The 21,814-nt window shown below is 36.3% G+C and carries 20 protein-coding genes and 2 pseudogenes; 10 read left to right on the plus strand and 12 right to left on the minus strand.

Features of this window, described 5'->3' with window-relative positions; translation table 11 throughout:
- Positions 1-622 precede the first annotated feature (622 nt).
- Entirely contained in the window at positions 623-2,074 is a 1,452-nt protein-coding gene (terL, locus tag HUB95_RS02125; protein ID WP_141456669.1) for a phage terminase large subunit, read from the plus strand.
- Positions 2,075-2,330: 256 nt separating this feature from the next.
- On the opposite strand, the gene HUB95_RS02130 is transcribed toward terL, so the two are convergent.
- The gene (locus tag HUB95_RS02130; RefSeq protein ID WP_209452490.1) at positions 2,331-3,380 is read right to left on the minus strand and encodes a class I SAM-dependent methyltransferase; all 1,050 of its coding nucleotides are present in this window, start codon (positions 3,378-3,380) and stop codon (positions 2,331-2,333) included.
- A 101-nt stretch (positions 3,381-3,481) separates the two neighbouring features.
- Here HUB95_RS02130 and HUB95_RS02135 point away from each other — a divergent pair, with 101 nt between their 5' ends.
- Together HUB95_RS02135 and HUB95_RS02140 are read left to right on the plus strand one after the other, a co-directional pair.
- Entirely contained in the window at positions 3,482-3,853 is a 372-nt protein-coding gene (locus HUB95_RS02135; protein ID WP_410543622.1) for a hypothetical protein, read from the plus strand.
- Entirely contained in the window at positions 3,854-4,138 is a 285-nt protein-coding gene (locus tag HUB95_RS02140) for a DUF2610 domain-containing protein (RefSeq protein WP_010962783.1), read from the plus strand.
- A gap of 6 nt (positions 4,139-4,144) precedes the next feature.
- On the opposite strand, the gene dapD is transcribed toward HUB95_RS02140, so the two are convergent.
- A complete protein-coding gene (gene dapD, locus HUB95_RS02145) occupies positions 4,145-4,975 on the minus strand; it encodes a 2,3,4,5-tetrahydropyridine-2,6-dicarboxylate N-succinyltransferase (protein WP_015589164.1) in 831 nt (276 codons plus the stop codon).
- Positions 4,976-5,048: 73 nt separating this feature from the next.
- Between dapD and HUB95_RS02150 the strand changes: the two genes are divergently transcribed.
- The gene (locus tag HUB95_RS02150) at positions 5,049-5,477 is read left to right on the plus strand and encodes a zinc-ribbon domain-containing protein (RefSeq protein ID WP_010962781.1); all 429 of its coding nucleotides are present in this window, start codon (positions 5,049-5,051) and stop codon (positions 5,475-5,477) included.
- Between the two features lie 102 nt (positions 5,478-5,579).
- The gene (gene rpe / locus HUB95_RS02155) at positions 5,580-6,260 is read left to right on the plus strand and encodes a ribulose-phosphate 3-epimerase (protein WP_015589163.1); all 681 of its coding nucleotides are present in this window, start codon (positions 5,580-5,582) and stop codon (positions 6,258-6,260) included.
- A 143-nt stretch (positions 6,261-6,403) separates the two neighbouring features.
- Here the strand turns inward: rpe and tnpC are convergent.
- The 3 genes and pseudogenes from tnpC to HUB95_RS02170 form a co-directional block, all read right to left on the minus strand.
- Positions 6,404-7,741 (minus strand): annotated as a pseudogene (gene tnpC, locus HUB95_RS02160) (IS66 family transposase).
- A gap of 112 nt (positions 7,742-7,853) precedes the next feature.
- Positions 7,854-8,936 carry a bifunctional diaminohydroxyphosphoribosylaminopyrimidine deaminase/5-amino-6-(5-phosphoribosylamino)uracil reductase RibD gene (gene ribD, locus HUB95_RS02165; protein WP_015589162.1) on the minus strand — a complete coding sequence of 361 codons (1,083 nt, stop codon included), beginning with the start codon at positions 8,934-8,936 and terminating at the stop codon, positions 7,854-7,856.
- Positions 8,936-10,135, minus strand: a complete 1,200-nt coding sequence (locus tag HUB95_RS02170) for a deoxyguanosinetriphosphate triphosphohydrolase (RefSeq protein WP_209452492.1) — start codon at positions 10,133-10,135, stop codon at positions 8,936-8,938. Before HUB95_RS02170 ends, ribD begins: the two co-directional genes overlap by 1 nt.
- A 47-nt stretch (positions 10,136-10,182) precedes the next feature.
- Here HUB95_RS02170 and HUB95_RS02175 point away from each other — a divergent pair, with 47 nt between their 5' ends.
- Together HUB95_RS02175 and HUB95_RS02180 are read left to right on the plus strand one after the other, a co-directional pair.
- The gene (locus HUB95_RS02175) at positions 10,183-10,653 is read left to right on the plus strand and encodes a HesB/IscA family protein (protein ID WP_209452493.1); all 471 of its coding nucleotides are present in this window, start codon (positions 10,183-10,185) and stop codon (positions 10,651-10,653) included.
- Between the two features lie 39 nt (positions 10,654-10,692).
- A complete protein-coding gene (locus HUB95_RS02180; RefSeq protein WP_015589159.1) occupies positions 10,693-11,367 on the plus strand; it encodes an ABC transporter ATP-binding protein in 675 nt (224 codons plus the stop codon).
- A 238-nt stretch (positions 11,368-11,605) separates the two neighbouring features.
- Here HUB95_RS02180 and HUB95_RS02190 read toward each other — a convergent pair whose 3' ends face one another.
- Positions 11,606-12,304, minus strand: coding sequence for an alpha/beta hydrolase (locus HUB95_RS02190; protein WP_151808056.1), 699 nt, complete (start codon positions 12,302-12,304; stop codon positions 11,606-11,608).
- A gap of 155 nt (positions 12,305-12,459) precedes the next feature.
- Between HUB95_RS02190 and HUB95_RS02195 the strand changes: the two genes are divergently transcribed.
- Together HUB95_RS02195 and tsaD are read left to right on the plus strand one after the other, a co-directional pair.
- The gene (locus HUB95_RS02195; protein ID WP_151808057.1) at positions 12,460-13,596 is read left to right on the plus strand and encodes a cysteine desulfurase family protein; all 1,137 of its coding nucleotides are present in this window, start codon (positions 12,460-12,462) and stop codon (positions 13,594-13,596) included.
- A gap of 883 nt (positions 13,597-14,479) precedes the next feature.
- The gene (gene tsaD, locus HUB95_RS02200) at positions 14,480-15,487 is read left to right on the plus strand and encodes a tRNA (adenosine(37)-N6)-threonylcarbamoyltransferase complex transferase subunit TsaD (RefSeq protein WP_015589155.1); all 1,008 of its coding nucleotides are present in this window, start codon (positions 14,480-14,482) and stop codon (positions 15,485-15,487) included.
- A 352-nt stretch (positions 15,488-15,839) separates the two neighbouring features.
- On the opposite strand, the gene HUB95_RS02205 is transcribed toward tsaD, so the two are convergent.
- From HUB95_RS02205 to HUB95_RS06420, 5 genes are all read right to left on the minus strand, one after another.
- Positions 15,840-16,355 (minus strand): IS110 family transposase, encoded by a 516-nt coding sequence (locus HUB95_RS02205; RefSeq protein ID WP_051062213.1) that lies wholly within the window; start codon positions 16,353-16,355, stop codon positions 15,840-15,842.
- Complete coding sequence (locus HUB95_RS02210) at positions 16,345-16,596, minus strand: hypothetical protein (RefSeq protein ID WP_209452494.1); 252 nt, start codon at positions 16,594-16,596, stop codon at positions 16,345-16,347. Before HUB95_RS02210 ends, HUB95_RS02205 begins: the two co-directional genes overlap by 11 nt.
- A 521-nt stretch (positions 16,597-17,117) precedes the next feature.
- Positions 17,118-17,675, minus strand: a complete 558-nt coding sequence (locus HUB95_RS06410) for a hypothetical protein (RefSeq protein ID WP_246039478.1) — start codon at positions 17,673-17,675, stop codon at positions 17,118-17,120.
- Positions 17,676-17,741: 66 nt separating this feature from the next.
- The gene (locus HUB95_RS06415; protein ID WP_338062223.1) at positions 17,742-18,710 is read right to left on the minus strand and encodes a hypothetical protein; all 969 of its coding nucleotides are present in this window, start codon (positions 18,708-18,710) and stop codon (positions 17,742-17,744) included.
- A gap of 310 nt (positions 18,711-19,020) precedes the next feature.
- Entirely contained in the window at positions 19,021-19,197 is a 177-nt protein-coding gene (locus HUB95_RS06420) for a hypothetical protein (RefSeq protein ID WP_338062224.1), read from the minus strand.
- Between the two features lie 127 nt (positions 19,198-19,324).
- Here HUB95_RS06420 and HUB95_RS02225 point away from each other — a divergent pair, with 127 nt between their 5' ends.
- Positions 19,325-20,680: a phosphomannomutase/phosphoglucomutase gene (locus tag HUB95_RS02225; RefSeq protein ID WP_227738550.1), complete on the plus strand. Its 1,356-nt coding sequence runs from the start codon at positions 19,325-19,327 to the stop codon at positions 20,678-20,680.
- A gap of 106 nt (positions 20,681-20,786) precedes the next feature.
- Here the strand turns inward: HUB95_RS02225 and HUB95_RS02230 are convergent.
- Positions 20,787-21,637, minus strand: a pseudogene (locus HUB95_RS02230) (Rpn family recombination-promoting nuclease/putative transposase).
- Between the last annotated feature and the right edge of the window lie 177 nt (positions 21,638-21,814).

Here is a 21,814-nt window from a genome sequence, read left to right on the forward strand (position 1 = left end):
AGGTAAGGATTACTTAATGTATCGGCGTCTTATGTTCAATTTTTTGCAGTATATAGATACTGTATGTCTTTACAAAACTTCATCTACATCTAGATTTTTATCTAAATAAGCTGAACGCGCTTATAAAGCGTTACAAGACATCAAAAAATGCCAATACTCGACAGAGATAGTAAAAGACTAGCTAACTCGGGGATTCTTTGTCTTTTTTCCTGCTTAGTAAATTTCTTAAACATTTGCAGCGTAAGTTAGTTGCAATTAAAAGCAGCTAAATCTTGCTTGTCAAGCGTTTAAAACATAAAAAACGCCAATATTTTAAAGCGGATAATAACCCCAGGGCTTCTTTTGCCTTTTTTTTCGTTTGGTAAATTTCTTAATGTTTATGGCTAAACGACAACCGTCATCCCGCTACGTGTTAGCGGGATCTATGTTAAGGTATAGTAGGGGATCTATGTTAAGAGATACCGCGAATGAATCGCGGTATGACGGTGTAGATGATGGTTAAGTAATTCGTCATCCCGCTGCTTGTTAGCGGGATCTAGAGATACCGCGACGTCTCACCTATAGCCTTCAGTGCTCCTTTTTCTGTCATCCCAGCGTCACGCGTTGGTTTCAACATTATATCATGAACTTTCTAAAATTCATTGAGTTATGCTTTCAAACGGTAGTGCCGGGGTGTGAGTATAACGATTATCAGTATATAAAAGTCATAGCAGACAGGCTGGAAGCAGCGAGCGCTGGTGAAGTGAAACGAATAATATTCAATATGCCTCCGCGCTCGATGAAGTCCATGTGCATAAGCGTTGCGTGGCCCGCATGGATACTGGGAAACCAACCAACTGCGAGAATAATAGTTGCAAGTTATTCTCAGCGGCTCAGCGAAAAGCACTCGCTCGACACCAGGTGCGTGATGCAGTCTAGTTGGTATAGAGCGCTATTTCCAGAGATAGAACTATCCAAAGACCAGAATACCAAATATAAATTTCAAACAGTGCAGAGAGGATACAGAATCGCAACATCAGTTGGTGGAACACTAACTGGTGAAGGTGGTGATTTTATCATTGTGGACGATCCGCTCAGTTCTGCTCAAGCTTTGAGTGAAACGCTTAGAAAGCGTGCCATAAACTGGTTTGATCAGACTTTAGTAACCAGGCTGAACGATAGAAAAAAAGGAGTCATCGTTCTTGTAATGCACAGGCTACACCAGGAGGACTTAACTGGACACCTTCTCTCCAAGCCAAAAAACATATGGCATCATATTTGTTTGCCAATGATTTCTGAAAATAAGCAGGTTATTTATTCAATCAAAAAGCCAATGCCTCCCGTTCCTGTCATCCGAGTAGCTCAGCACTGTGCGACCAGGCGATTATATAATAAACCAGCGTCACCTGTAAGGATATTATATTCAAGAGAAGAAGGTCAGTTGTTATATCCCCTCGATGGAGGAAAAGAAGAAGTTGAGATAATAAAAGCTGAACTTGGGAGTTACGCTTTTGCTGCTCAATATCAACAAAACCCTCTGCCGCTTTCAAGTGGTATAATTAAACCAGAGTGGTTGAAACGCTATAAAAAATTTCCTGATAATCTCTCGCATATAACACAAAGTTGGGATACTGCGGTTTCAACAAGTAACATGAGCAACTTTAGTGTCTGCACCACCTGGGCAAAAATAGATAATAAATTCTATTTACTCGACGTATATCGCGCAAAGCTTGAGTATCCAAAGCTTAAAGAACAGGTTTTGTCACTAGCTGCAAGATGGACGCCACACGCAATTTTAATCGAAGCAAAAACAAGTGGTCAACAATTGGTGCAAGAGCTAAAGACAAACAGTGATTTACCGATTATTGAAATAGTGCCACATGATGACAAGCTCACTCGATTTCATCAAATTGTTCCGATTATAGAGTCTGGCAAGGTTTTTCTGCCACATCAAGCAGTATGGCTGAACGATTTTGAGTATGAGATTTTAATGTTTCCTGAAACGCGCCACGACGACCAAGTGGACAGTACCGTGCAATATTTGCAGTGGGTGAGAAACAGTACCTCCAGGGTTGCAGTTATACGAGCATTGTGATTTGAGTCTACCAGTACTGGGATGACAGCTAGGAGACAACCGTCATCCCGCTGCTTGTTAGCGGGATCTATGCTAAAAGATACCACGGCGGTATGACGTAGAACTGCTGCTTGTTAGCTGATGAGATACCGCGAATGAATCGCGGTATGACGGTTCGCGGTGGCATGACGATAAGCTCGTCATTCCGCTACTCGTTAGCGGAATCTATGCTGAGATATCGCGGCGGTATGACGTAGGGAAACCTTTCTTGGGTTAGCTATATCAATAGCATTGCTTTAAAAAGAGTGCCCATATTTTCAGTCAACCTTAGGAATTCACTAAAGATCCTATTCTTTTGTTCATCACTTGCGCTTTTCATTAAAGCCTGGGTTCTTTCTTTTATGCCAAAAAGATATAAAAATTCCCTTTGAGTTAAAATCTCACAATCTACATGCTTTAATGAATCTCTTAACGCTTGAAAGTTCACAAGTGCGGTAATATCACTATTACCAACATTCTCAAGAAAATTAGCATACTTATGTTGTTTTATCGATTGCAAAGTGCTCTTATATGCGGGGTATACATAACCGTAATCTACAATCAAAGCAGCTCCTTTATTATTATATATCTTCTTCTCAAGTTTTTTTAATATTTCAACCCCAACTGAACATATTTCCACCACTGCACCATTAAAGAATTTTCCATTTTTCATCTGAGTAGCTGACACTGGAATCCATGATTCTTTTTTTCTGGATTCCAGTGTCACGCACTGGCATGACACCAAGAGACTGCCATCATCTTGTTTTGTCACCATATTTTCATACCACTGCCCATCGCGGTAAACAAACTGATCTACCGGAAGAGCGTCAAAGAACTCATTTGCTAAAAAGATGGTTGGTTGTTCTGGTAGGTTGTCAATATTTTTGTGCCAATTAACATCTAAGCTTTTTAATTTTTCCTTTTGTATCTTCCGTAAAGTAGGGCTTATTTCAACTAAGTGGATCAACATTGAATTAAAAAAGCTGCTGTATTTTTTAGTGACTCTTATTATATCGTGAATGAGTGTTCCTTTGCCTGGCCCAAGTTCAACTAGAGAAAATTTTGATGGCTTTCCTAATTTTTCCCATGTATGGATTATCCAAACTGCAATTACTTCACCAAATAATTGGCTGATCTCAGGTGCGGTAGTAAAATCACCATCCTTACCAAGCGGTAATTTACTTGTATAATAGCCGTATTTTTCATGGTACAAAACGGCATTCATGAAATCACTGATGGATATTGATCCTTGACTTTTGTCAATTAATTCGTGTATATAAGTGAGCATGTTATTAATAAATGTTTAACTATAGCGTGCCATAATATAAAATAGTAGAGTATTTATATATATAGTATACACTTAAGTTTGTGAGTAATAGTGCTTCAGTTATGGACGACAAAAACACCGATTATGTTGTCCTTATAGCTCAAGATGATAGTATTGAATACAAATTTGAAGAAGCTGTCAATTTTATAGAAAACAAGGTTATAAATTCTGATGGGCTAACTTTAGCGGAAGTGTTTCAAGTGCTAGTTCAAATGCTAGATGGTGATCTAGCATTGGTAAAAAAAGTACTAGCATATGCTAATATTATGGCAAAGCATGGAATGAAGGTAGCAAAAGAGTCGCAATTAAGCAGAGCTGATGTTCGCCGAGCTTTGGAAGGTAGAGAAAGTGTTGTCAATAGACAAGATTTTATAAAGAAACCACCTCTTCCACCTGCTATAAAATCGACCAAAAAGAAAAGTAGAGGTCTTTAGATGGCTGAATCTATAAAAAAATTTACTGTACAATGTGACTTCAAAGGACAAAGTTCACCTTTTGCAATATACATAGGAAATCCAAAAAGTGATGCTCATCCAATTCATCATCAAGATTCCTGGCTTGTAAAAGAACGTGGAGGGAATATTCCTAATAAAGTAAAAGAAAGTCTACAAAAATTATATAAACTATCTCAAGAAAATGGAGTCTCTTTCTCAGAGTTATGCGCGTATGCCATTACTGTGGTTAGTAATAATGATAAAAAAAGTGACGACAAGGAGTAAGATAGTTTAATCCCTCAATATTTCATTTATAGAGATTTTCGATCTCGTCTTTTCATCCACTTTTTTTACTATGACTGCACAATAGGTTGAAATATTATTTTTAGATGGAATAGACCCTGGTACCACTACAGAATAAGGCGGCACTTCGCCGTAAAATACCTTGCTAGTTTCTCTATCAATAATCTTTGTTGATGCCCCAATAAACACACCTATGCCAAGGACTGATCCTTCTCTCACTACCACACCCTCGGCCACTTCGCTACGTGCTCCAATAAAGCAATTATCTTCTATAATGACAGGTGAAGCTTGAATAGGCTCAAGAACTCCACCTATTCCCACTCCACCGGAAATATGACAGTTTTTTCCTATTTGCGCACAGCTACCAATCGTTGACCAGGTATCTATCATTGTTCCTGAATCAACATATGCACCAACGTTGATAAAACTTGGCATTAGAACAACATTTGTACCTATATAAGCAGATCGGCGAACAAAACACCCAGGAACTGCTCTAATTTTTAACTGGCGAAATTTCTCCTCATTCCATTCACTAAATTTGTTACCGATCTTGTCAAACCAGCAATTAGTATTATCTATTATTTTATTTTCTTCGGTGAGAAAATGTAATAATATTGCCTGCTTTATCCACTTATGTACTACCCATTCTCCACTTGATAGCTTTTCTGCTACTCTAATTTTGCCACTATCAAGGAGCTCAATTACCTCTTTAATTGCTATTCTTGCTGTTTTCTTTAGATTACAGTCATTAAATTTTTCTCTATTTTTCCAAATATCTTCTATCTCACTCTGTGTTTTTTTTAGTTGCAAACCTTCCATTTGTTATATATATATTGATATTAAATTTGTAGCTCGTATCATTTGGGCTTGTTACTACTTATATGTAAGTGCTATGAAAATACAATGTAATAGTTGTACTAAAACTTACTTAGTATCTCCTAAGCAAATAGGTGCATCTGGAAGAAAGGTAAAATGTACGAACTGCAATCACATATGGCATGAATATCTAGAAGAAGTGTCAAACAAATCGCACTCTGCTAATATACAGGAAAAAAAAGTTAGTGGAAGGAATTTTTTACAAAATCTAGCATTTACCACTCTAGCTTTTGCAACAGCTACAGGGTTATGCGTCGTAATTGCTAATGGCATCTTTCCTAGAGAGATGAACAAAGCATACAAAACGATCAGTTTATACAAGGATTCAATAAGCTATAAATTAGGGTACAAAAAAGAACAAACAGAAAGTCCAAATGTAAAAAAACTTGCTGTAAATAAGTTTTATCAAGACTACCTTTTTTTATCTAATTTAAGATCTAGTTAAATAGGCATACCGATATCGGTATCCAGCTTCTCTAGCTACTTAGATGGTGTTTAGGGTGACAGAGTTTAAAAATAAGTTATTTTTTAGTAAAAAAGGCAGCTCATGAGTATTAAAATTGCACCTTCTATACTTTCAGCAGACTTTGCAAAATTAGGAGAAGAAGTAAGAAAAATTAGCGATTTAGGTGTAGATTACATACACATAGACGTTATGGATGGGAATTTCGTTCCAAATATTACAATTGGTCCTAGCGTTGTCTCTGCAATACGTAAATATAGCAATCTTCCTTTTGATGTGCATTTAATGGTCAAATCTCCTGGTAACCACATTGAAAGCTTTATAAATGCTGGTGCTGATATTATCACTGTACATGCAGAAGCAGAGATACACCTTGAGAGGTTGATAAGAAAGATAAAGTCATACAAAAATGTAAACGATGCAAAAAAACCGATTCAAGCTGGAGTCTCAATTGTTCCTTCAACTTCCCCAAGTGTGCTTGAATATATAATACATGAGCTAGATATTGTGCTGATTATGACAGTCAACCCTGGCTTTGGAGGGCAGGAATTTATTCATTCACAGTTGAACAAGATATCTACTATAAAAAAAATGATACAGGAGCGTAATCTTAAAACACAAATTTCAGTAGATGGTGGAATTAACTTTTCTAACGCAGCTGATATAATAAAAGCAGGTGCAGATATTTTAGTTGCGGGATCGGCGATATTCAAGGCTGAAGACATTAAGAAAGCCGTAAACGATCTTAAAAATCCATCGTTGTGACCCTATATAGCTAAAGTGGCTTAGGTTTACCTACAATTTGAAAAACAACAAATTCGTCATTCCGCTACTCGTTAGCGGAATCTATGCTGAGATACCGCGGCGGTATGACGTAGAAAAACCTTTCTTGTGTTGTATCCGTTCAGCTAAGCGGTGTGAGAGATGATAGATAAGAGGTTTTGGAAAGCCCATTTGTTTCCATGTCAAGTATAATGAAATTATCCGTTCAAGTTCCCCACTTCGATTGGGTAAAATATGAATTTTTGCGATAAACGACATAATGCCGTATTTGCCGTTCAGCATGGTTATTTGTCAGCGGAATGTTTTCTGGGTCATCTAAAAAATTCCACATTATTCTTTCAGATTTCAAAATATTTTTTGCAACTCGAGAAGCTCCAATTGCTTCAGGTAAACGGCTTCAAGTAATACCTTGTACGTTTTCGCAATTTTCTGGCACGTCTGGTAAATCTAAAAACATCTATCTCATTTTTTAGCAAGGCCTTTTTTAGTGCAAATAATTCAGTGGCTACGTTTCTTAAGTAACAGCCCAGAACTTTAACTTCAACTATGTGCTAATCTTTCAAAATCTCTTGATAAATGTGCCCAACAGATTTGCCTGTTCTTATCGGCAAAGTAGTTGTATGCTGCGTACCTGTCGTAAGCTATTGCGATTGCAGAACTTACTATTTTGTAAAACCTTCATTCCTCTTGACTCTGTCAATTTTATAAAACTTGCTGTATTACTGGCAAACATCCAGCACCAACCAAGTTTACCTTTGTTATAATGGCTCGTTTCATCGATATGCAGAACTTCACTTTTACTTACTTCTTGCTCGATTTGCTCATATGCTTCTTGGCATTTTTCTGCAACTCTAGCCTCGCTATTTGACACGCTACCAACACTGATGTCCAGGTTGAAAATATTTTTTATAATATTTGCTACTTCTCTTTTCGAGTTCTTGTAAAATCCGCTCAGCGCCGCAATTGTTGACTTAACTTTTGGACCAAATGTATCCGCAGTAACACCTTCTGGTAGCCTGCTACTTTTTTTTTTCCACACTTGCAACAGCGGCCATTGGTATTCCACAACATAAGCTGGCAAATCAACTTTTTGATGAATGTATGGCTCTTTCGATATCGCAATTTCTCCTCCGCACTCGCAAGAACTCTATTTTCACCACTTCATCTGCTTCCATTTTAGGGAGATACTTTCCTTCATGCCCAATCTGTGCCCCTATTTTCCTGTCACTTTTTTTCTTTTTCTTCTTTAGCTTGTATAACTCTTTTGAGCTCGGTATCGATGAATTTTGTGAATTCAGACCTAGTCTTTCTTTCAATTCAGCATTTTCGATTCTTAGCGCCTTATTCTCAGATCTAAAATTTTCGTTTTCTATCTCTAACCTCTTTATCTCTGCTTTTAGTTGCTCTATCTCTATTTTAAAGCTTTCACAGAGCTTGAGAAGACTAGCTAGTAGATCAGACATATTTACCACACATACTACTTGTGATATTATGTTTTTAGCACTCCTTGTCTACTTTTTATTTTACCGCTCCGCTGAACGGATACCTTTTTTTTACTGTTTGAGTATGTAAGGATTATGACGACCTATCCCAAACCTCAACTATATCCTCACTAAACTCTATTATCTTTGTTTTTTTAAACTGATAACAGTTGTTAATGAATTGAATCCCTAAATCTCCTACAAAAGGAGTGGCATCATTGCCTAAAATTTTACCACTGCGGCATATTATCAACCTGTCGATTAAATTACACTTTAATAGTTCTGTGATTAACACTCCTCCACCTTCAACTAATAATCTTGTTATACCAATTTCTGAAACAAGTTTTAATGCCATGTCCTTTAGGCAAACCTTACCTGCATTGCTTGAATTAACTACTAAGTAGTTAATGTTTTTTATTTTTTTCTCTACTTCTTTATTTGTGATGACCCAAGTTATTACTTTGTCTGCAGTCTTTGCAATGTTATGCTCTTCCTTTAATCTCCCTTGGCTATCTATAATTAGCCTTATTGGCGATCTACTTCCAAGTCCTGGTAATCTGCAAGTTAAGAGTGGATCATCATTAATAAGAGTATTGCTGCCAATCATAATTGCATCATATTTTGCTCTAAGCTCATGCACCCAATTTCTCGTATTTTCACTTGTTATCCATTTGCTATCGCCTGTAAATGTTGCGATTTTTCCGTCAAGAGTTGTTGCGACTTTGCAAGCTATAAATGGTCTATGTAATTCTTTAGTGGTGAAAAAACCGACATTCAGTTCTTTTGCCTCTTTTTGCATAATACCTTGCTCAACTTCAATTCCTGCTTCTTTCAGAGCTTTCATGCCTCTGCCTGAAACTCTACTATCTGGGTCAATAGTTGCAATTACTACTCTTTTTATGCTAGCTTTTATGATTTTTGCAGTGCAAGGCCCCGTGACTCCGTGATGACAACATGGCTCAAGAGTGATATATATAGTTGCGCCATGAGTTGAATCTTTAGCGTTTTGCAAAGCGACTACCTCCGCATGCGGACGCCCACCAATCCCTGTGTATCCCTCACTAACAATTGTACCATCCTTTACAATAACACACCCGACAGCAGGATTTGGTGCAACATTTCCAAGATTTTTTTCTGCAAGCCTTAATGCAATTGACATGAAATGATCATCAGTCATTAGAAAGAAGTCATTTCGTATGAGGTATCAAAAATTCTTCTGTGCTCGTGTATAGCAAATCTATCTGTCATACCTGAGATATAGTCACATATTATTACTGAACGCTGAGATTCACAAGCGAGTTTGCTCCACTCTGTGGGAAGTAATCCTGGGTTTTCATAAAAACATTGAAAGAGTTCCTGTATTATGCGTTTTGCTTTGTTCATCGTTCTACTCAGTTTATAGCTTCTGTATATTTTCTCCATGTTGAATCTTTTCATTTCTTTTCTAGCATTCGCAACTTCTGGTGAAAATGTGACTAGCATTTTATTTAGACTTCTTACGTCTTCTACGCTTTTTATTTTGTGATCTTCAATATTTCTTTCAGTCTGAGAAACAACATCACTTATCATAGTTCCTATAGTTCCACTCAGTGATTCATGTATGAGTTTGCTCTGAGGCAATTCTGAATATCTGCTCCTTATGTCTTTAAACATTTTTTCAATTAAAGGAACATTCAGCAAATCTTCGATGGTTACTAAATTCGCCCTGAGTGCATCATCAAGATCGTGAACACTGTAAGCAATATCATCGGCAATTGAAGCAACTTGCGCTTCAATGCTTGAAAATTCTTCAAGTTTTAGATCATATTTTTTGTTGTATTCTAATAACAGCTGATTACTTGTAGAAGACTCCGCGTTTTGACCAAGCAAGGGACCGTTATGTTTTGCAACTCCTTCAATCACCTCCCAACTTAGATTCATACCATCAAAATCAGCATGTTTTTGTTCAAGATAAGTTAAAATCCTTATAGCTTGAACATTATGATCAAACTCATACTTCTCATTATCAAGATTCAAATCTTGAACTGATTTCTTTAGAGCATCTTCACCTGCATGACCAAATGGAGGATGACCAAGATCATGTGCGAGCGCTATGCATTCAGTGATATCCTCATTTAAGCCAAGTCTACGCGCAATGGACCTTGCAATTTGTGCAACTTCAAGGCTATGAGTAAGCCGAGTGCGATAGTAGTCGTGCTCATAATTGATAAAAACTTGTGTTTTGTACTCCAACTTTCTAAACGCATTAGAGTGAATGATACGGTCCCTATCACGCTGAAAGCAGCTGCGATTCTCATCTTCTGGCTCTTTGAAGTATCTCCCTTTTGTTTTGCTTGGAAAACATGCATAATTTAATAGAAAATTATTGTTTGACATGTAAAATTTCTACTATAATAAGTTATCAATAATAAACGGTGGTTACTATGTCAACAAATTACAACATCAACTTAACTGATAATGCACTAAAAAAAACCCGCTCTCTTGCAGAGCAGGAAGGGGATAAGAGTTCCATTTTACGGGTTGCAGTTTCAGGTGGTGGATGTTCTGGCTTCAAATACAATTTTCTTATGGATCAAATGAATAAAAATCTATCTTTGGATGATGAAGACGATGAAGACGATGATTACGATGATGAGTTTGATGACGAAGACGAAGATGATGACTATGAAGAAAGTGAGGACTATAGAAGCCACTCCAGTTTTAGCAAAAAAGGTAAAGATATAGTAATTAATGATGAAAATGGAAACCCTGTATTAATGGTTGATAATTGTTCAGCAAAATTTTTAAATAACTCAGTTATAGATTATACTGAGGATCTCAGTGGTTCTGGTTTTCAAATAAAGAATGCCTTTGCTAAGTCTCAATGTGGTTGTGGTAACAGTTTTTCGGTTTAATTATTACTAAAACTTAGATGCCTTCTGGATCTTTTAAACATGGGTGGTAATGTAGCACTAGAACTAACTTCTGTAGATAAAAGCTTCAAGGACAATTCTGCTGTTGTAAAGGATATCAATTTAAGTGTTACAAGAGGGCAAGTAGTAGCGCTGATTGGCAATTCAGGTGCAGGGAAAACAACTATATTGCAAATCGCAGGCTTGTTGGACAAGCCAACTTCAGGTATAGTTACGATAGATGGAATAAATTGCACACAAGCCAGTAATAAGCATAAAACTCATGTAAGAAGAAATTTTCTTAGTTTTGTTTATCAATTTCACTATTTGTTACAAGAGTTATCGGTGTTGGAAAATATTATGCTTCCTCAACTCATTGCAGGAAAAAGCAAAGCTGAAGCAAAAAAAAATTCGCAAGCAATGTTGGAAAAATTTGGTCTGGAAAACAAAGCAAGTAGCATGGTATCTGAAGTTTCGGGTGGGGAAAGGCAGAGAGTTGCAATTGCAAGAAGCATTGTAAATTCTCCAAAGCTTTTACTTGCAGATGAGCCAACAGGAAATTTAGATCCAACAAATTCTTTTAAGGTGTTTTTACTGCTACATTCATACGTAAAGGAAAATAACAGCTCTATGCTTATAGTAACACACAATCATCTCCTTGCAGAAAAGGCAGACTGCATTTTCCAATTGAGAGATCGATCATTAGTGAAGTTGTGAATAGGAAAAATAGCACAATTTCTATGCCTTATACTTATCTAACCAATGATCATTAACAGAGTACAACTCGCATGAAATGCTTTCATTGCTTTTTATACACGGACTTTTTAACTTGCGCTGTTTACTTAGGGAACACCCCGATAACATAAACACAGCTAAAACAAAAAATAATAGCTTTTTAAACATAACAAAACCTTTTCATTTATATTACTACACTCATTTCTCTTGTTTGTAAAGATTAGGCATATTCTTTTACCCTTACCTCTTTTTTGACCTTTTGAAAAGAAATAGTTGCACTATTCAAGCGCAGTTTTATATAATTATCCACGATTTGAGTCACTTCCTCTTCTTTATCCTTTAGAAAGTGATTAGTATCATCTATTATATGGTATTTCATGTGATCACTTCTTACTGAATTTATCAACCTTTTTGCTAATTCTGTTACATCGCTTTCTTCTGAGATTGTATCATTACTGCTTTGTATTATAAGCCCAGAAACTGGACAGGGAGAAAGAAAAGAAAAATCGTACTTAGTTACCGGAAGAGAAAGAGCAATAAAACCCACTATCTCAGGGCGGCGCATTGTTAGCTGCATAGCCACCCATGCTCCAAAAGAAAAACCAGCGATCCAAATTGGAACATTGCTAGGATTATGTTCCTGAAGCCAATCAATGGCTACCGCAGCGTCAGTTAATTCTCCTATACCCTTATCAAAAGTTCCGGTAGATTTTCCCACACCACGAAAGTTAATCTTCAATGCAGAAAAATTGTTATCGATAAAAGACGTATATGTACTATGTACAATTTTACTATCCATATTACCACCATATTGAGGATGATGATGTAAAACCAGCACAACCGGCGCGTTGGCATCTTTGCTTTGGTGGTATTCACCTTCTATCTTTCTTGTTGCATTATTCAAAAAAACTTCAACCATGGTAACCCCTAATAAGAACCCGCTTGACAGGTATTAATGACGTGAGTTATTAATTATGTATTAATTTCGCTGTTTTTGCAATAAATTTTTTATCGTGTTAAAGCTAACGTACATAGTTATGGCTATAGTTGATGGTAAACTTATTTAAGTGGCAGATGAGTCCATTCTCTTTAGAAAATAGTGGTTGCGTATATGCTGATTACAATGCAACTGCTCCAATTAGTGAAAATGTAAAAAAAAGTATATTTGAGGTCTTGTTAAAACAAACGCTCAATCCATCATCACTACATAAAAGAGGACAAGAAGCGAGGAAGATTCTTCAGGATGCAAGAGATAACGTACGTGGTGCTATTGGTGTCTCAAGTGATAAAGAAATAGTTTTCACGTCTGGTGCAACCGAAGCGAATAACCTTGTTATGAGAGGAATAGCAGGCTACCTGCATGTAATTTCAGCTATAGAGCATCCTTCAATTCTTAATTCTGCATGTAATCCATACATAATACCCGTTAATCAGGAGGGCATTGTTGACTTTTTAGAGCTAGAAAAAATTCTAAGCGAACTTAAAGGAAACAAAGCAATAGTTTCAGTTATGATGGCAAATAACGAAACCGGAGTTATTCAACCTATTGAGGAAATAGCTGAAATAGCCCACAAATTTGGAGCAATTTGCCACACTGACACTGCTCAAAGTGTTGGGAAAATTAAAGTTAATATGGAAGATTTAGGAGTGGATTTACTCACTTTATCCGCCCATAAATTTGGCGGTGTAGCAGGCAGTGGAGTTTTAATATTCAATAAAGAACTTGCGATAGAACCTATTATAATAGGTGGTGGACAAGAGAAGGGATTTCGTGGTGGTACGGAAAATATTGTTGCGATTGCAGGCCTTTCTGCTGCACTGCAAAATATTCCAGATCTTCTATCAAAAATGGATGAAGTAAAGGAGCTACGCGATCAATTAGAGTGTGAATTATTAAATCTTGTCAGTGACATAAGAATCTTCGGTAAAAACTCTAAGAGGCTGCCAAACACAAGTTTTATTTATATGCCAGGAGTAAAGAGTGATGTGCAGCTCATGCATTTTGACTTGAATTATATTGCAGTTAGTAATGGCTCCGCATGTTCTTCTGGAAAAGTTGAGCCTTCCCATGTTTTGCTTGCAATGGGGGCAACAAAAGAGCAAACAGAGTGTTCAATTAGAATCAGTATAGGTCCAGAAACTAAACCACAAGACATAAAAAAAATAGTGGATTGTTGGTATAATATCTACAAGCAGAACTCCTTGGTATAGATAATACGTGATATCATGCAGGGAGCTATAAATTAGATGTAAAAAATTCCTTTACAAGTTTCGCCAGCCCCTTATCATGAAACTGAAGCTATTTATTTATCTTCGCAATCTGTGCAGGTTAATGACAAAAAACTTAGGGTATTTGGCGTCTCATGTTTAATTTTTCGCACTACGTGCATCGCATGTCTTTAAAAATTTTAGGTTTTTACCTATATAAGCCGAAACGCGCTTACAAAGCGTTTAAGACAGCAAAAAACGTCAAATTGACAAGGGAGAATTTGAATGCTAGCTACTACGGGGTTTCTTTGCCTTTTTCCTGCTTAGTAAATTTCTTAAACACTTGCGGTGTAGGTTAGTTGCAAGTTAAAAGCAGCTAAATCGCTCTTAATCAAGCGTTTTAGAATAAAAAAACGCCGATATTTTAGTACATAGTAAATAGCCAACCACCACGGGGCTTTTTTTGCCTTTTTTTTATTTAGTAAATTTCTTAAATATTTATGGCTAAAGCAATTTAAGAGACCGAAAATGGTGTCATTTCAGTGCCCCTGTAATGTCATCCCAGTGCCCTGACTACTTGGATCTAGCAAGCTTTGCTTGCAAATAAGTCTAATACGTGTCGCGTTTTATGCCAAAACACAATTGGAGTTACATGCAAAATAGATCCCAGATTGGGATGACAAAAAAAGAGCACTGGAATGACACCATTTGCTGTGCAGTTTACCTTTAAGAATGAATGTTCGTACAGTTGTGCGCGGTATCTCATCAGCTAACACGTAGCGGAATGACGGTTGTCGGTAAATCTTTTAGCTATAGAAGTTAACTTTGCAGTTAACTTCTACAGCGTTTCAAAGTATAGTTTTGGTAATACAGTAACTAAATATACATGAAAACCATTTTAGCTGTTGAAACAAGCTGCGACGAAACTGCAGTAGCGATTGTAAATAGTGACAAGCAAGTCCTTGCTCACAAGATTCTTTCTCAAGTAGAACACAAAAAACGCGGTGGGGTGATCCCTGAAATAGCTTCACGTGCTCATATGAAGCATTTAAGTGGTCTAATAAAAAGCGCCGTGGAAAAATCTAACCTTAACTTTTGTGACCTCAATGCAATTGCAGCAACATCAGGACCAGGACTCATAGGTGGATTAATAGTTGGTACAATGATGGCTAAAGCAATTGCGCATGTAGCACAAAAACCGTTCATTGCAGTGAATCACTTAGAAGCGCATGCATTGGTTATTAGGTTACTGCATGAGGTAAAATTTCCATTTTTAGTCCTACTAATATCAGGTGGTCACTGTCAATTTTTAATTGCACAGGATGTAGGTAAATACATTAAACTTGGAGAAACGCTAGATGATTCACTAGGAGAAGCATTTGATAAAGTTGCTAAGATGCTGGGTTTAAGCTACCCAGGAGGCCCATTAATTGAAAAGTTGGCTAAAAAAGGCAATGGCACAAGATTCAAACTGCCAAGGGCAATGATAAAACGTTCTGGATGTAACTTTTCGTTTTCTGGGATTAAAACAGCAGTAAAAAACTTAGTACAAGAACTTAAAATGAGCGAGCAAGATGTGTGTGATGTATGTGCTTCGTTTCAAGAGTGTATTAGTGACATACTGCTGGACAGGGTTAGTAATGCGATTATTATGGCCGAATCTTTAAATATCAAAATCAATGACTTTGTGATTACCGGCGGAGTTGCAGCAAATAATTTCTTGAGAGAAAAATTAAAACAACACATAAACTTAAACATATTTTTTCCCCCTAACGACCTATGTACAGACAATGCAATTATGGTTGGATGGACAGGAATTGAAAGGTTACAGAAAAATTATATAGATCCACTTAATTTTGCACCAAGACCAAAGTGGGAATTGGAAAGTTATTAAAAGCTCTCAATTCTGAATTATAGCTAAAGTGACTTAGGTTCTCTAATTGCACATAAGTCAACAATAATTTTCACACAAATCAAAACAGCATATCTTCTCCATAATCCTTGGTAATTTTACATAAGTTAAAAGTAGCATATGGTTCTCTCCGCGGTCTGAGATGACAATAAATTTGTCAAGCCGCATTATACTTGTTAGGCGGAAGTGGACGGCAACATATTTACCACGAAGTCTAACTAAGTTCTTGCTTGTCCCTTCCATCGGCATTGCTATCTTTATTTTCAATAAAATTATTGTCCTATGCTCTTTTGATGTTTATTGATAATAAAATTCTGTTTTATCAACCAACATCCTATGCATAATTACAGCTAATTTTCTTGCTACTGCTACAATTGCTTTTTTCATTCCTTTTTTCTTCGCAACCCCAGTTTTTTAATTTAAATGTCCTCTTGGTAACTGTAAGCATTGTTTGTGCAGCTTCATATAACATACTTCTACATTCCGGTGGTCCCATCTTTGATATGCTGCCATGCCGATCAACTTCTCCAGAAGAATATTGCCTTGGTGTCAACCCTATATATGCTCCAACTGTATCAGATTTCTCAAACCTATGTGGGTTATCAATTGCAGCTTTATACGTCATTGCTACTATAATCCCCACTCCTGGAACAGTAGTTAACAATTTACAATCATCGTCTTTTTCACCTTGTTCTGAAAGCATTTTGTCAAGCTTTCTTAATGACTTTTCTATTGCTTCCAAACTACAAACTAACGCTTCAATTGAACTCCTACTGATTTCATCCAAATTATTTATTGCCTCTTGTATTCTTAAAGCGAAAGTTTCAAATTTTGATCCTTTACCGACCATGTATCTTCAACAACCCTCTTATTGTTCCAATAACCTGCTGTTTGCTACACATTAGCTGTCTTCTGCTTCCAAGCGCTATTTTAATTTGACAACTGATTTTACTAACACTTCTCATCATCTGCGCTATAACCCTCGCATCGTTTTTATCATTCTTATTGATTCTTGCAGAAAACGCTGCTGCCATATGCCTTGCATCTACACAAATTGCTGGTAATCCAAAACTCCTTAACTCTTTGCACATTGATATTGACAACTATCCACTTTCTATTCCTATGGGTTCGTATTTTTTGCCTTGGCTAATCTGCTATTGCCTTACTTTCGCTTGCAACAACTTCTTCCTTAACAACTTTTCCTTTCTCATCAACGATACTTATAAAAGTTTCTTTTAATGAGATCGCTATAATATTTCATGACCTACTGTAAAAGTTTAAATTATTTTTGAAGAACCAATTCATTGAATTTGTTACTTCGTGCTAAAATAATGGAGTATGTCTCTCCATTATTCAATAGCAATTACAGTATGTTTAGCTATAATTTGAAAAACAAAAATTCGTCATTCCGCTACTAGTTAGCGGGATCTAGAGGTACCGCGGCGGCATGACGTAGGATTGCTGTCATCCCGCTGCTTGTTAGTGGCTAAGAGATACTGTGAATAAATCACGGTATGACGGTTAAGTATCCCGCTACGTGTTAGCGGCTGAGATAACGCGAATAAATCGCGGGATGACGTGTTGCTTGGGTCAGCTATAGAAGCAAAACTCATCATTTTGAAAGAGGAGGAGATTTTTCCGGACCCTCAGCAGGGATTGATTTTGGATCTGATAATTCTGTATTTACCTTGATTGGCTCTAATGGAGTTTTCTGCTCTTCCGGTTTATCATCTGGAATTGGAACAGGCCAATCCATAATGTTTTGCGGTATAACTTCTGCTTCTTTAGCTTCTTTTTGACCTGTTGAAGATGATGCATCAACTCCTGCATTTTTAGTAACTTCTTGTTTGAGTTGTTTATTTTCTTCTTGCAGTTGCTTTAAATTTTTCTTTAACTCGTCAATCTCTCTTATTTTTTGTTTTAATTGTTCAGATATAGTTAGTTTGTCTCTAGTCAATTTTTTGTTTTCTTGTCTTAACCCACTAGCTGTTCTGCTTGAGTTGTTGTTTACAGCTTGTATACCTTGGTCTTGCTGCTGCATGCTTGTTCCTCTACTTTCATATTCAACTTCAGTTTGAGTTGCCTGACCTTTTTCCTGCTGTAATATGTTCTGCAGTTGCTCTAGACTCTCTTTGACAGATGCCAGCTCTTCCTGTGTACACGTTAACATCCCTTCCTTTTCCTTAAGTTGATATTGAAGCTTTTCTATTTCCCCCTTCGTATTTTCTTCGCTTAGCTAATCTGCAAGTGATCTTCCAGGTTCAAGTTGTCGAATTTCCCTCTCTAAGTCTTCCTTTTCTCTCTGTAATTCATTTAATTCTTCAGACAATTGGCTCGCCGTTTCAGCCAATGTATTGTTTTCCTTTTTTGTTTCCATTAACTGTTCTGCCAACTGCTTTTTATGATCATCCTTTAAACCTTCCACTATTTTCTTCAGGTCATTCTCCAAATTTGCATTCTTTTCCTTTAGTACAGTTAAATTAGCTTCACTTTGCTTCAATTTTCTCTGTAATTCTTTATTTGCCTCATTTGTTTCACCTTCCTTATCTTTCAACTGATTATTTAAGTTCTTTATTACATCATTTTTATCCTGTAGTTCTTCCTCTTGTTCCTTTATTCTTTGACCTCTTTCAAATATCGCTCGCTGTTGTTCATTGACTTTATCTCTCAAGGAGTCACGTTCTAATCTTAGATCCTCAAGCTGCTTTGCCTGCGCTGCAAAATGTTGAGCAAATGTTTCTTTTCCTTCCTTTAATTCCTCAATTTCGTTTATAATTTCATCTACTTTATCTTTTAATCCTTCTTGCTCATACTCTTCTTCATCACCAGACATATCATCCTCAAATATTTCATCTTCATCACTAAATTCACTGCTGGTGGATATAGAACTTCTACGTGAAGAAGGTGTGCTAGGAGAGGAATACCCACTGCTGCTTGGTGTAGGCAATTGCGATGATAGATCTTGTGTGGGCTCGAGACTGTCCATATCTTGACCTATATCAGTAAAAGCTTGATACAGAGTTTTTCTGTTGATAAAAACTTCTTTATTTTGTCCAACTAACTTTAATACTTCTTCTGAACTCGTTATTCCTCCAAATTTTGGCTCACCAATAACACTCTGTATACCACCAGAATCCAATTTTACGGTCATGCTACAGTATATGCTGTTACCTTCAGAATCCTTAGCCTGCCAATTAATGGTCATTTCACATGAGCTTGAACCAGTAAAATCATAGTGCCTTTCGCTGCCTTTTTTGGTTGCAGTTATTTGACTATCTTTCCCTAAAGATATGTTATAAACCTTACCTTCACTGCTAGCTCTTAAAATATTGCTAATTTCTATTGGTTTTTCTTCATTTTCAAATCTAATTTTGAAGTCATCATCTTTTGTTGAATACGCTAAGAAATTTTGATTTGGTAAAGATGCTTCAAATTCTCTATGTGTTTCATTTATTGATTGCTCAAATTTTTGGAACTCCTTTTCCCACTTTCAATTTATCTGTCCTGTAATGTCCTCATCTTTGCGTAAAGGGCCAATAAAATACCAGATAAATTTTTTCCTCCAATTGTTTTATAGTCTCTTGAAAGCTGCTACAAGATTCAATCACATCTAAAATATCCTTTTTCTGCTGTTCATCTACATCTAAACTTTGACTTTCAGCTATAAATACATTTTCGTTTTCCTGTGGCATAATTTTACATTTTAAAAAATATACTATAATATTAACAGATTTCTTTAAAGAGTCAACTAATTGTTGGATAAATAAACTTGAGCATTTGGCCAAAATGTTATATAGTAGTCACTTCAAGAAGTACAGTATGGACAATACCATTATAAGAAAATACGATATTAGAGGTATAGTAGGCAAAGATTTGCAGATTAATGATGGGTACGAGATAGGTAGAAAGTTTGGCCAAACCGTAGCTAGTGTTTGTGTCGGCTACGACAGCAGAATAGATTCACCAGGTATAGAAAGAGAATTAATTAGGGGCTTAACTTTATCCGGTGCAAATGTTATACGCGTTGGACTATGCTCTTCACCTATGCTTTACGCTGCAACACAAATCACACAGGCGGATCTTGGTATCATAATAACTGCCTCTCATAACCCCAGCGAATATAATGGCTTTAAATTTTTTAGTAATAAAAAAGTCTTCTCAGATCAAGAAATGAAGGAAATTATAAGCAGTCCAATTAAAAACAGCACAAGAATTGGAAGCTTAATTAACATAAATATATATAGTGAGTACATTAGCATATTGAAAAGTGCAGTGAAGAATAATACTACACAGAAATTAAAAATAGCCTGGGATTGTGGAAATAGTCCAGCAAGTGGAATTATAAGGTATATTGAAAAGATCTTGCCTGGTCATACGCACATCGTAACCAATAACTCTATAGATGGGGCATTTCCACTGCATGATCCAGATCCCATAGAGGAAAAAAATCTTGCTCAATTAATTGACATTGTGAAGGAATATGGATGTGATCTTGGCATTGCGCTAGATGGCGATAGCGATAGGGTGCGCTTAATTGATAATAAAGGCAACGTTGTTTCCAATGACCATTTATTTATAATTTTTGCACGTGAAGTGTTGGAGGAATATCCAGAAAGCAAAGTTATTGCTAACGTAAAAATGAGTATGAAAGTGCATGATTTTGTTAGCAAGTTAGGAGGGCAAGTTATCACCTGTGCTACTGGACATTCACTAGTTAAGAAGAAGATGGTAGAGGAAGAGGCAAAGTTTGCTGGTGAATTAAGCGGGCACTTCTTCTTTTCTGAGCTAAGTTTTGATGATGGGCTATATTCTGCTGTTAAAGCAGTTGACATTTTGCTTAAGAAAAACCAAAGCCTATCTCAGGTGATTGAGGATTTACCGAAGTTATATATCACTCATGAAGTGAAGATTGTAGTGAAAGATGAGAAAAAGTTTCAAATAATTGAGTCAATAAAGAAAACACTGGAGCAGCAAAATATTGTATTTTCAGATCTTGATGGTGTTAAGGTAACCGATAATAAAGGTTGGTGGCTTCTTAGGGTATCAAATACGCAAAACTGCATTACAGCAAGATGCGAAGGAGAGACTTTAGAGGGTTTTGAACTTACTAAAAAGGTTTTGTTCCATTACATTGATGAAGCAAGGTCTTTAAATTGTAGCTACTCACAGAAATAAATTTGATTTATAAAATTGACATGAAAGTATAAAGATAAATAGGCTAAATGTACTTATCATCTGGTCAGGCTGCAGCATTATTTCGTGTAACCGTTTGCGGGTCCACTTAATTCTGCAATTCTTTGATCTCACTCATGGAGAGGCCAGTAAACTTAACAATAGTGGTGACATCAACATTATTAGCTAGCATTGTTTTTGCAACTTCAATTTTTCCTTCCTTTTTAGCATCATCAAGTTTTTGTTCAAGAACAGCCCGTTCATCACGAATACGTTTTATTTCCTGTTCGTAGGCAATAAATTCTTTCTCTGACCAGTTGAATCTATTTAGTTCTTCATATGCCTTTTTAATTATTACATCACTACCTATTATCTTTTCCAATTCTTCTTCGCTAGTTTCATCTGCATATTTAAAATAATAGATCCATTTTTCAACTATACTCTCCAATTGGTCTTCTTTAGTTTTAGGAAATTTTGGTAACTCAATAAATGTAAAATAAAAATCTTTTAAATCATGTTCATAGCTATCTTTGTCTAACATTACATGATCTGGCTTATACTCAGATTTATTAGGAAAGAGAATACAATCAGCAATAGCTATAAAAATGATTTCTTTAAGACCCTGATATTGATCACCTTTATCAACTTGCCTTGAATAAGCTTTAGCAGCGTAATATTGAGCGCGTTTTTCAAAGCCTTTAGTTTTGGCAACTTGCATTTCGACTATTACTTGCACCCCATTTTCATCCCTGCAAAGAACATCAACGATACTTTGTTTTTTAGAGGCAATTTCAGCATCTTGAATAGTGCTGAGGAATTCTATTTCTTTTATTCATCTTTGCCAGTGAACCCCAAAATATCATTGAGAAAGTGAATGAGGATGTCTTTATTTTTTTCAGTACCAAAAATACGCCGAAACGCAACATCATTCTTGGGGTCGAGAAACTTAGAAAGAGCCATAAAAAAATTTTTAAATGTATCTTTATATTATATATTCTTATTGATAATAATTCAATAATTTGTCATCTTTTTTGTTAACTTTACTGATGTTGCCAGAGGGAACGTTGTTGCAAAATTTTGTAAAATTTATTATCCTAAGGTTTCAAGTTCTCACAGGTTTATTGGAACTATATGTAC

The organism is Wolbachia endosymbiont of Ceratosolen solmsi (genome assembly GCF_017869155.1).
Classification (GTDB): Bacteria; Pseudomonadota; Alphaproteobacteria; order Rickettsiales; family Anaplasmataceae; genus Wolbachia; species Wolbachia pipientis.

Excerpts from the sequence above, each read along its gene's own strand:
- terL (WP_141456669.1), top strand. The coding sequence starts at position 623 with ATGAACTTTCTAAAATTCATTGAGTTATGCTTTCAAACGGTAGTGCCG.
- HUB95_RS02130 (WP_209452490.1), bottom strand. The coding sequence starts at position 3,380 with ATGCTCACTTATATACACGAATTAATTGACAAAAGTCAAGGATCAATA.
- HUB95_RS02135 (WP_410543622.1), top strand. The coding sequence starts at position 3,482 with ATGGACGACAAAAACACCGATTATGTTGTCCTTATAGCTCAAGATGAT.
- HUB95_RS02140 (WP_010962783.1), top strand. The coding sequence starts at position 3,854 with ATGGCTGAATCTATAAAAAAATTTACTGTACAATGTGACTTCAAAGGA.
- dapD (WP_015589164.1), bottom strand. The coding sequence starts at position 4,975 with ATGGAAGGTTTGCAACTAAAAAAAACACAGAGTGAGATAGAAGATATT.
- HUB95_RS02150 (WP_010962781.1), top strand. The coding sequence starts at position 5,049 with ATGAAAATACAATGTAATAGTTGTACTAAAACTTACTTAGTATCTCCT.
- rpe (WP_015589163.1), top strand. The coding sequence starts at position 5,580 with ATGAGTATTAAAATTGCACCTTCTATACTTTCAGCAGACTTTGCAAAA.
- ribD (WP_015589162.1), bottom strand. The coding sequence starts at position 8,936 with ATGACTGATGATCATTTCATGTCAATTGCATTAAGGCTTGCAGAAAAA.
- HUB95_RS02170 (WP_209452492.1), bottom strand. The coding sequence starts at position 10,135 with ATGTCAAACAATAATTTTCTATTAAATTATGCATGTTTTCCAAGCAAA.
- HUB95_RS02175 (WP_209452493.1), top strand. The coding sequence starts at position 10,183 with ATGTCAACAAATTACAACATCAACTTAACTGATAATGCACTAAAAAAA.
- HUB95_RS02180 (WP_015589159.1), top strand. The coding sequence starts at position 10,693 with ATGGGTGGTAATGTAGCACTAGAACTAACTTCTGTAGATAAAAGCTTC.
- HUB95_RS02190 (WP_151808056.1), bottom strand. The coding sequence starts at position 12,304 with ATGGTTGAAGTTTTTTTGAATAATGCAACAAGAAAGATAGAAGGTGAA.
- HUB95_RS02195 (WP_151808057.1), top strand. The coding sequence starts at position 12,460 with ATGAGTCCATTCTCTTTAGAAAATAGTGGTTGCGTATATGCTGATTAC.
- tsaD (WP_015589155.1), top strand. The coding sequence starts at position 14,480 with ATGAAAACCATTTTAGCTGTTGAAACAAGCTGCGACGAAACTGCAGTA.
- HUB95_RS02205 (WP_051062213.1), bottom strand. The coding sequence starts at position 16,355 with ATGGTCGGTAAAGGATCAAAATTTGAAACTTTCGCTTTAAGAATACAA.
- HUB95_RS02210 (WP_209452494.1), bottom strand. The coding sequence starts at position 16,596 with ATGTGCAAAGAGTTAAGGAGTTTTGGATTACCAGCAATTTGTGTAGAT.
- HUB95_RS06410 (WP_246039478.1), bottom strand. The coding sequence starts at position 17,675 with ATGTTAACGTGTACACAGGAAGAGCTGGCATCTGTCAAAGAGAGTCTA.
- HUB95_RS06415 (WP_338062223.1), bottom strand. The coding sequence starts at position 18,710 with ATGACCATTAATTGGCAGGCTAAGGATTCTGAAGGTAACAGCATATAC.
- HUB95_RS06420 (WP_338062224.1), bottom strand. The coding sequence starts at position 19,197 with ATGCCACAGGAAAACGAAAATGTATTTATAGCTGAAAGTCAAAGTTTA.
- HUB95_RS02225 (WP_227738550.1), top strand. The coding sequence starts at position 19,325 with ATGGACAATACCATTATAAGAAAATACGATATTAGAGGTATAGTAGGC.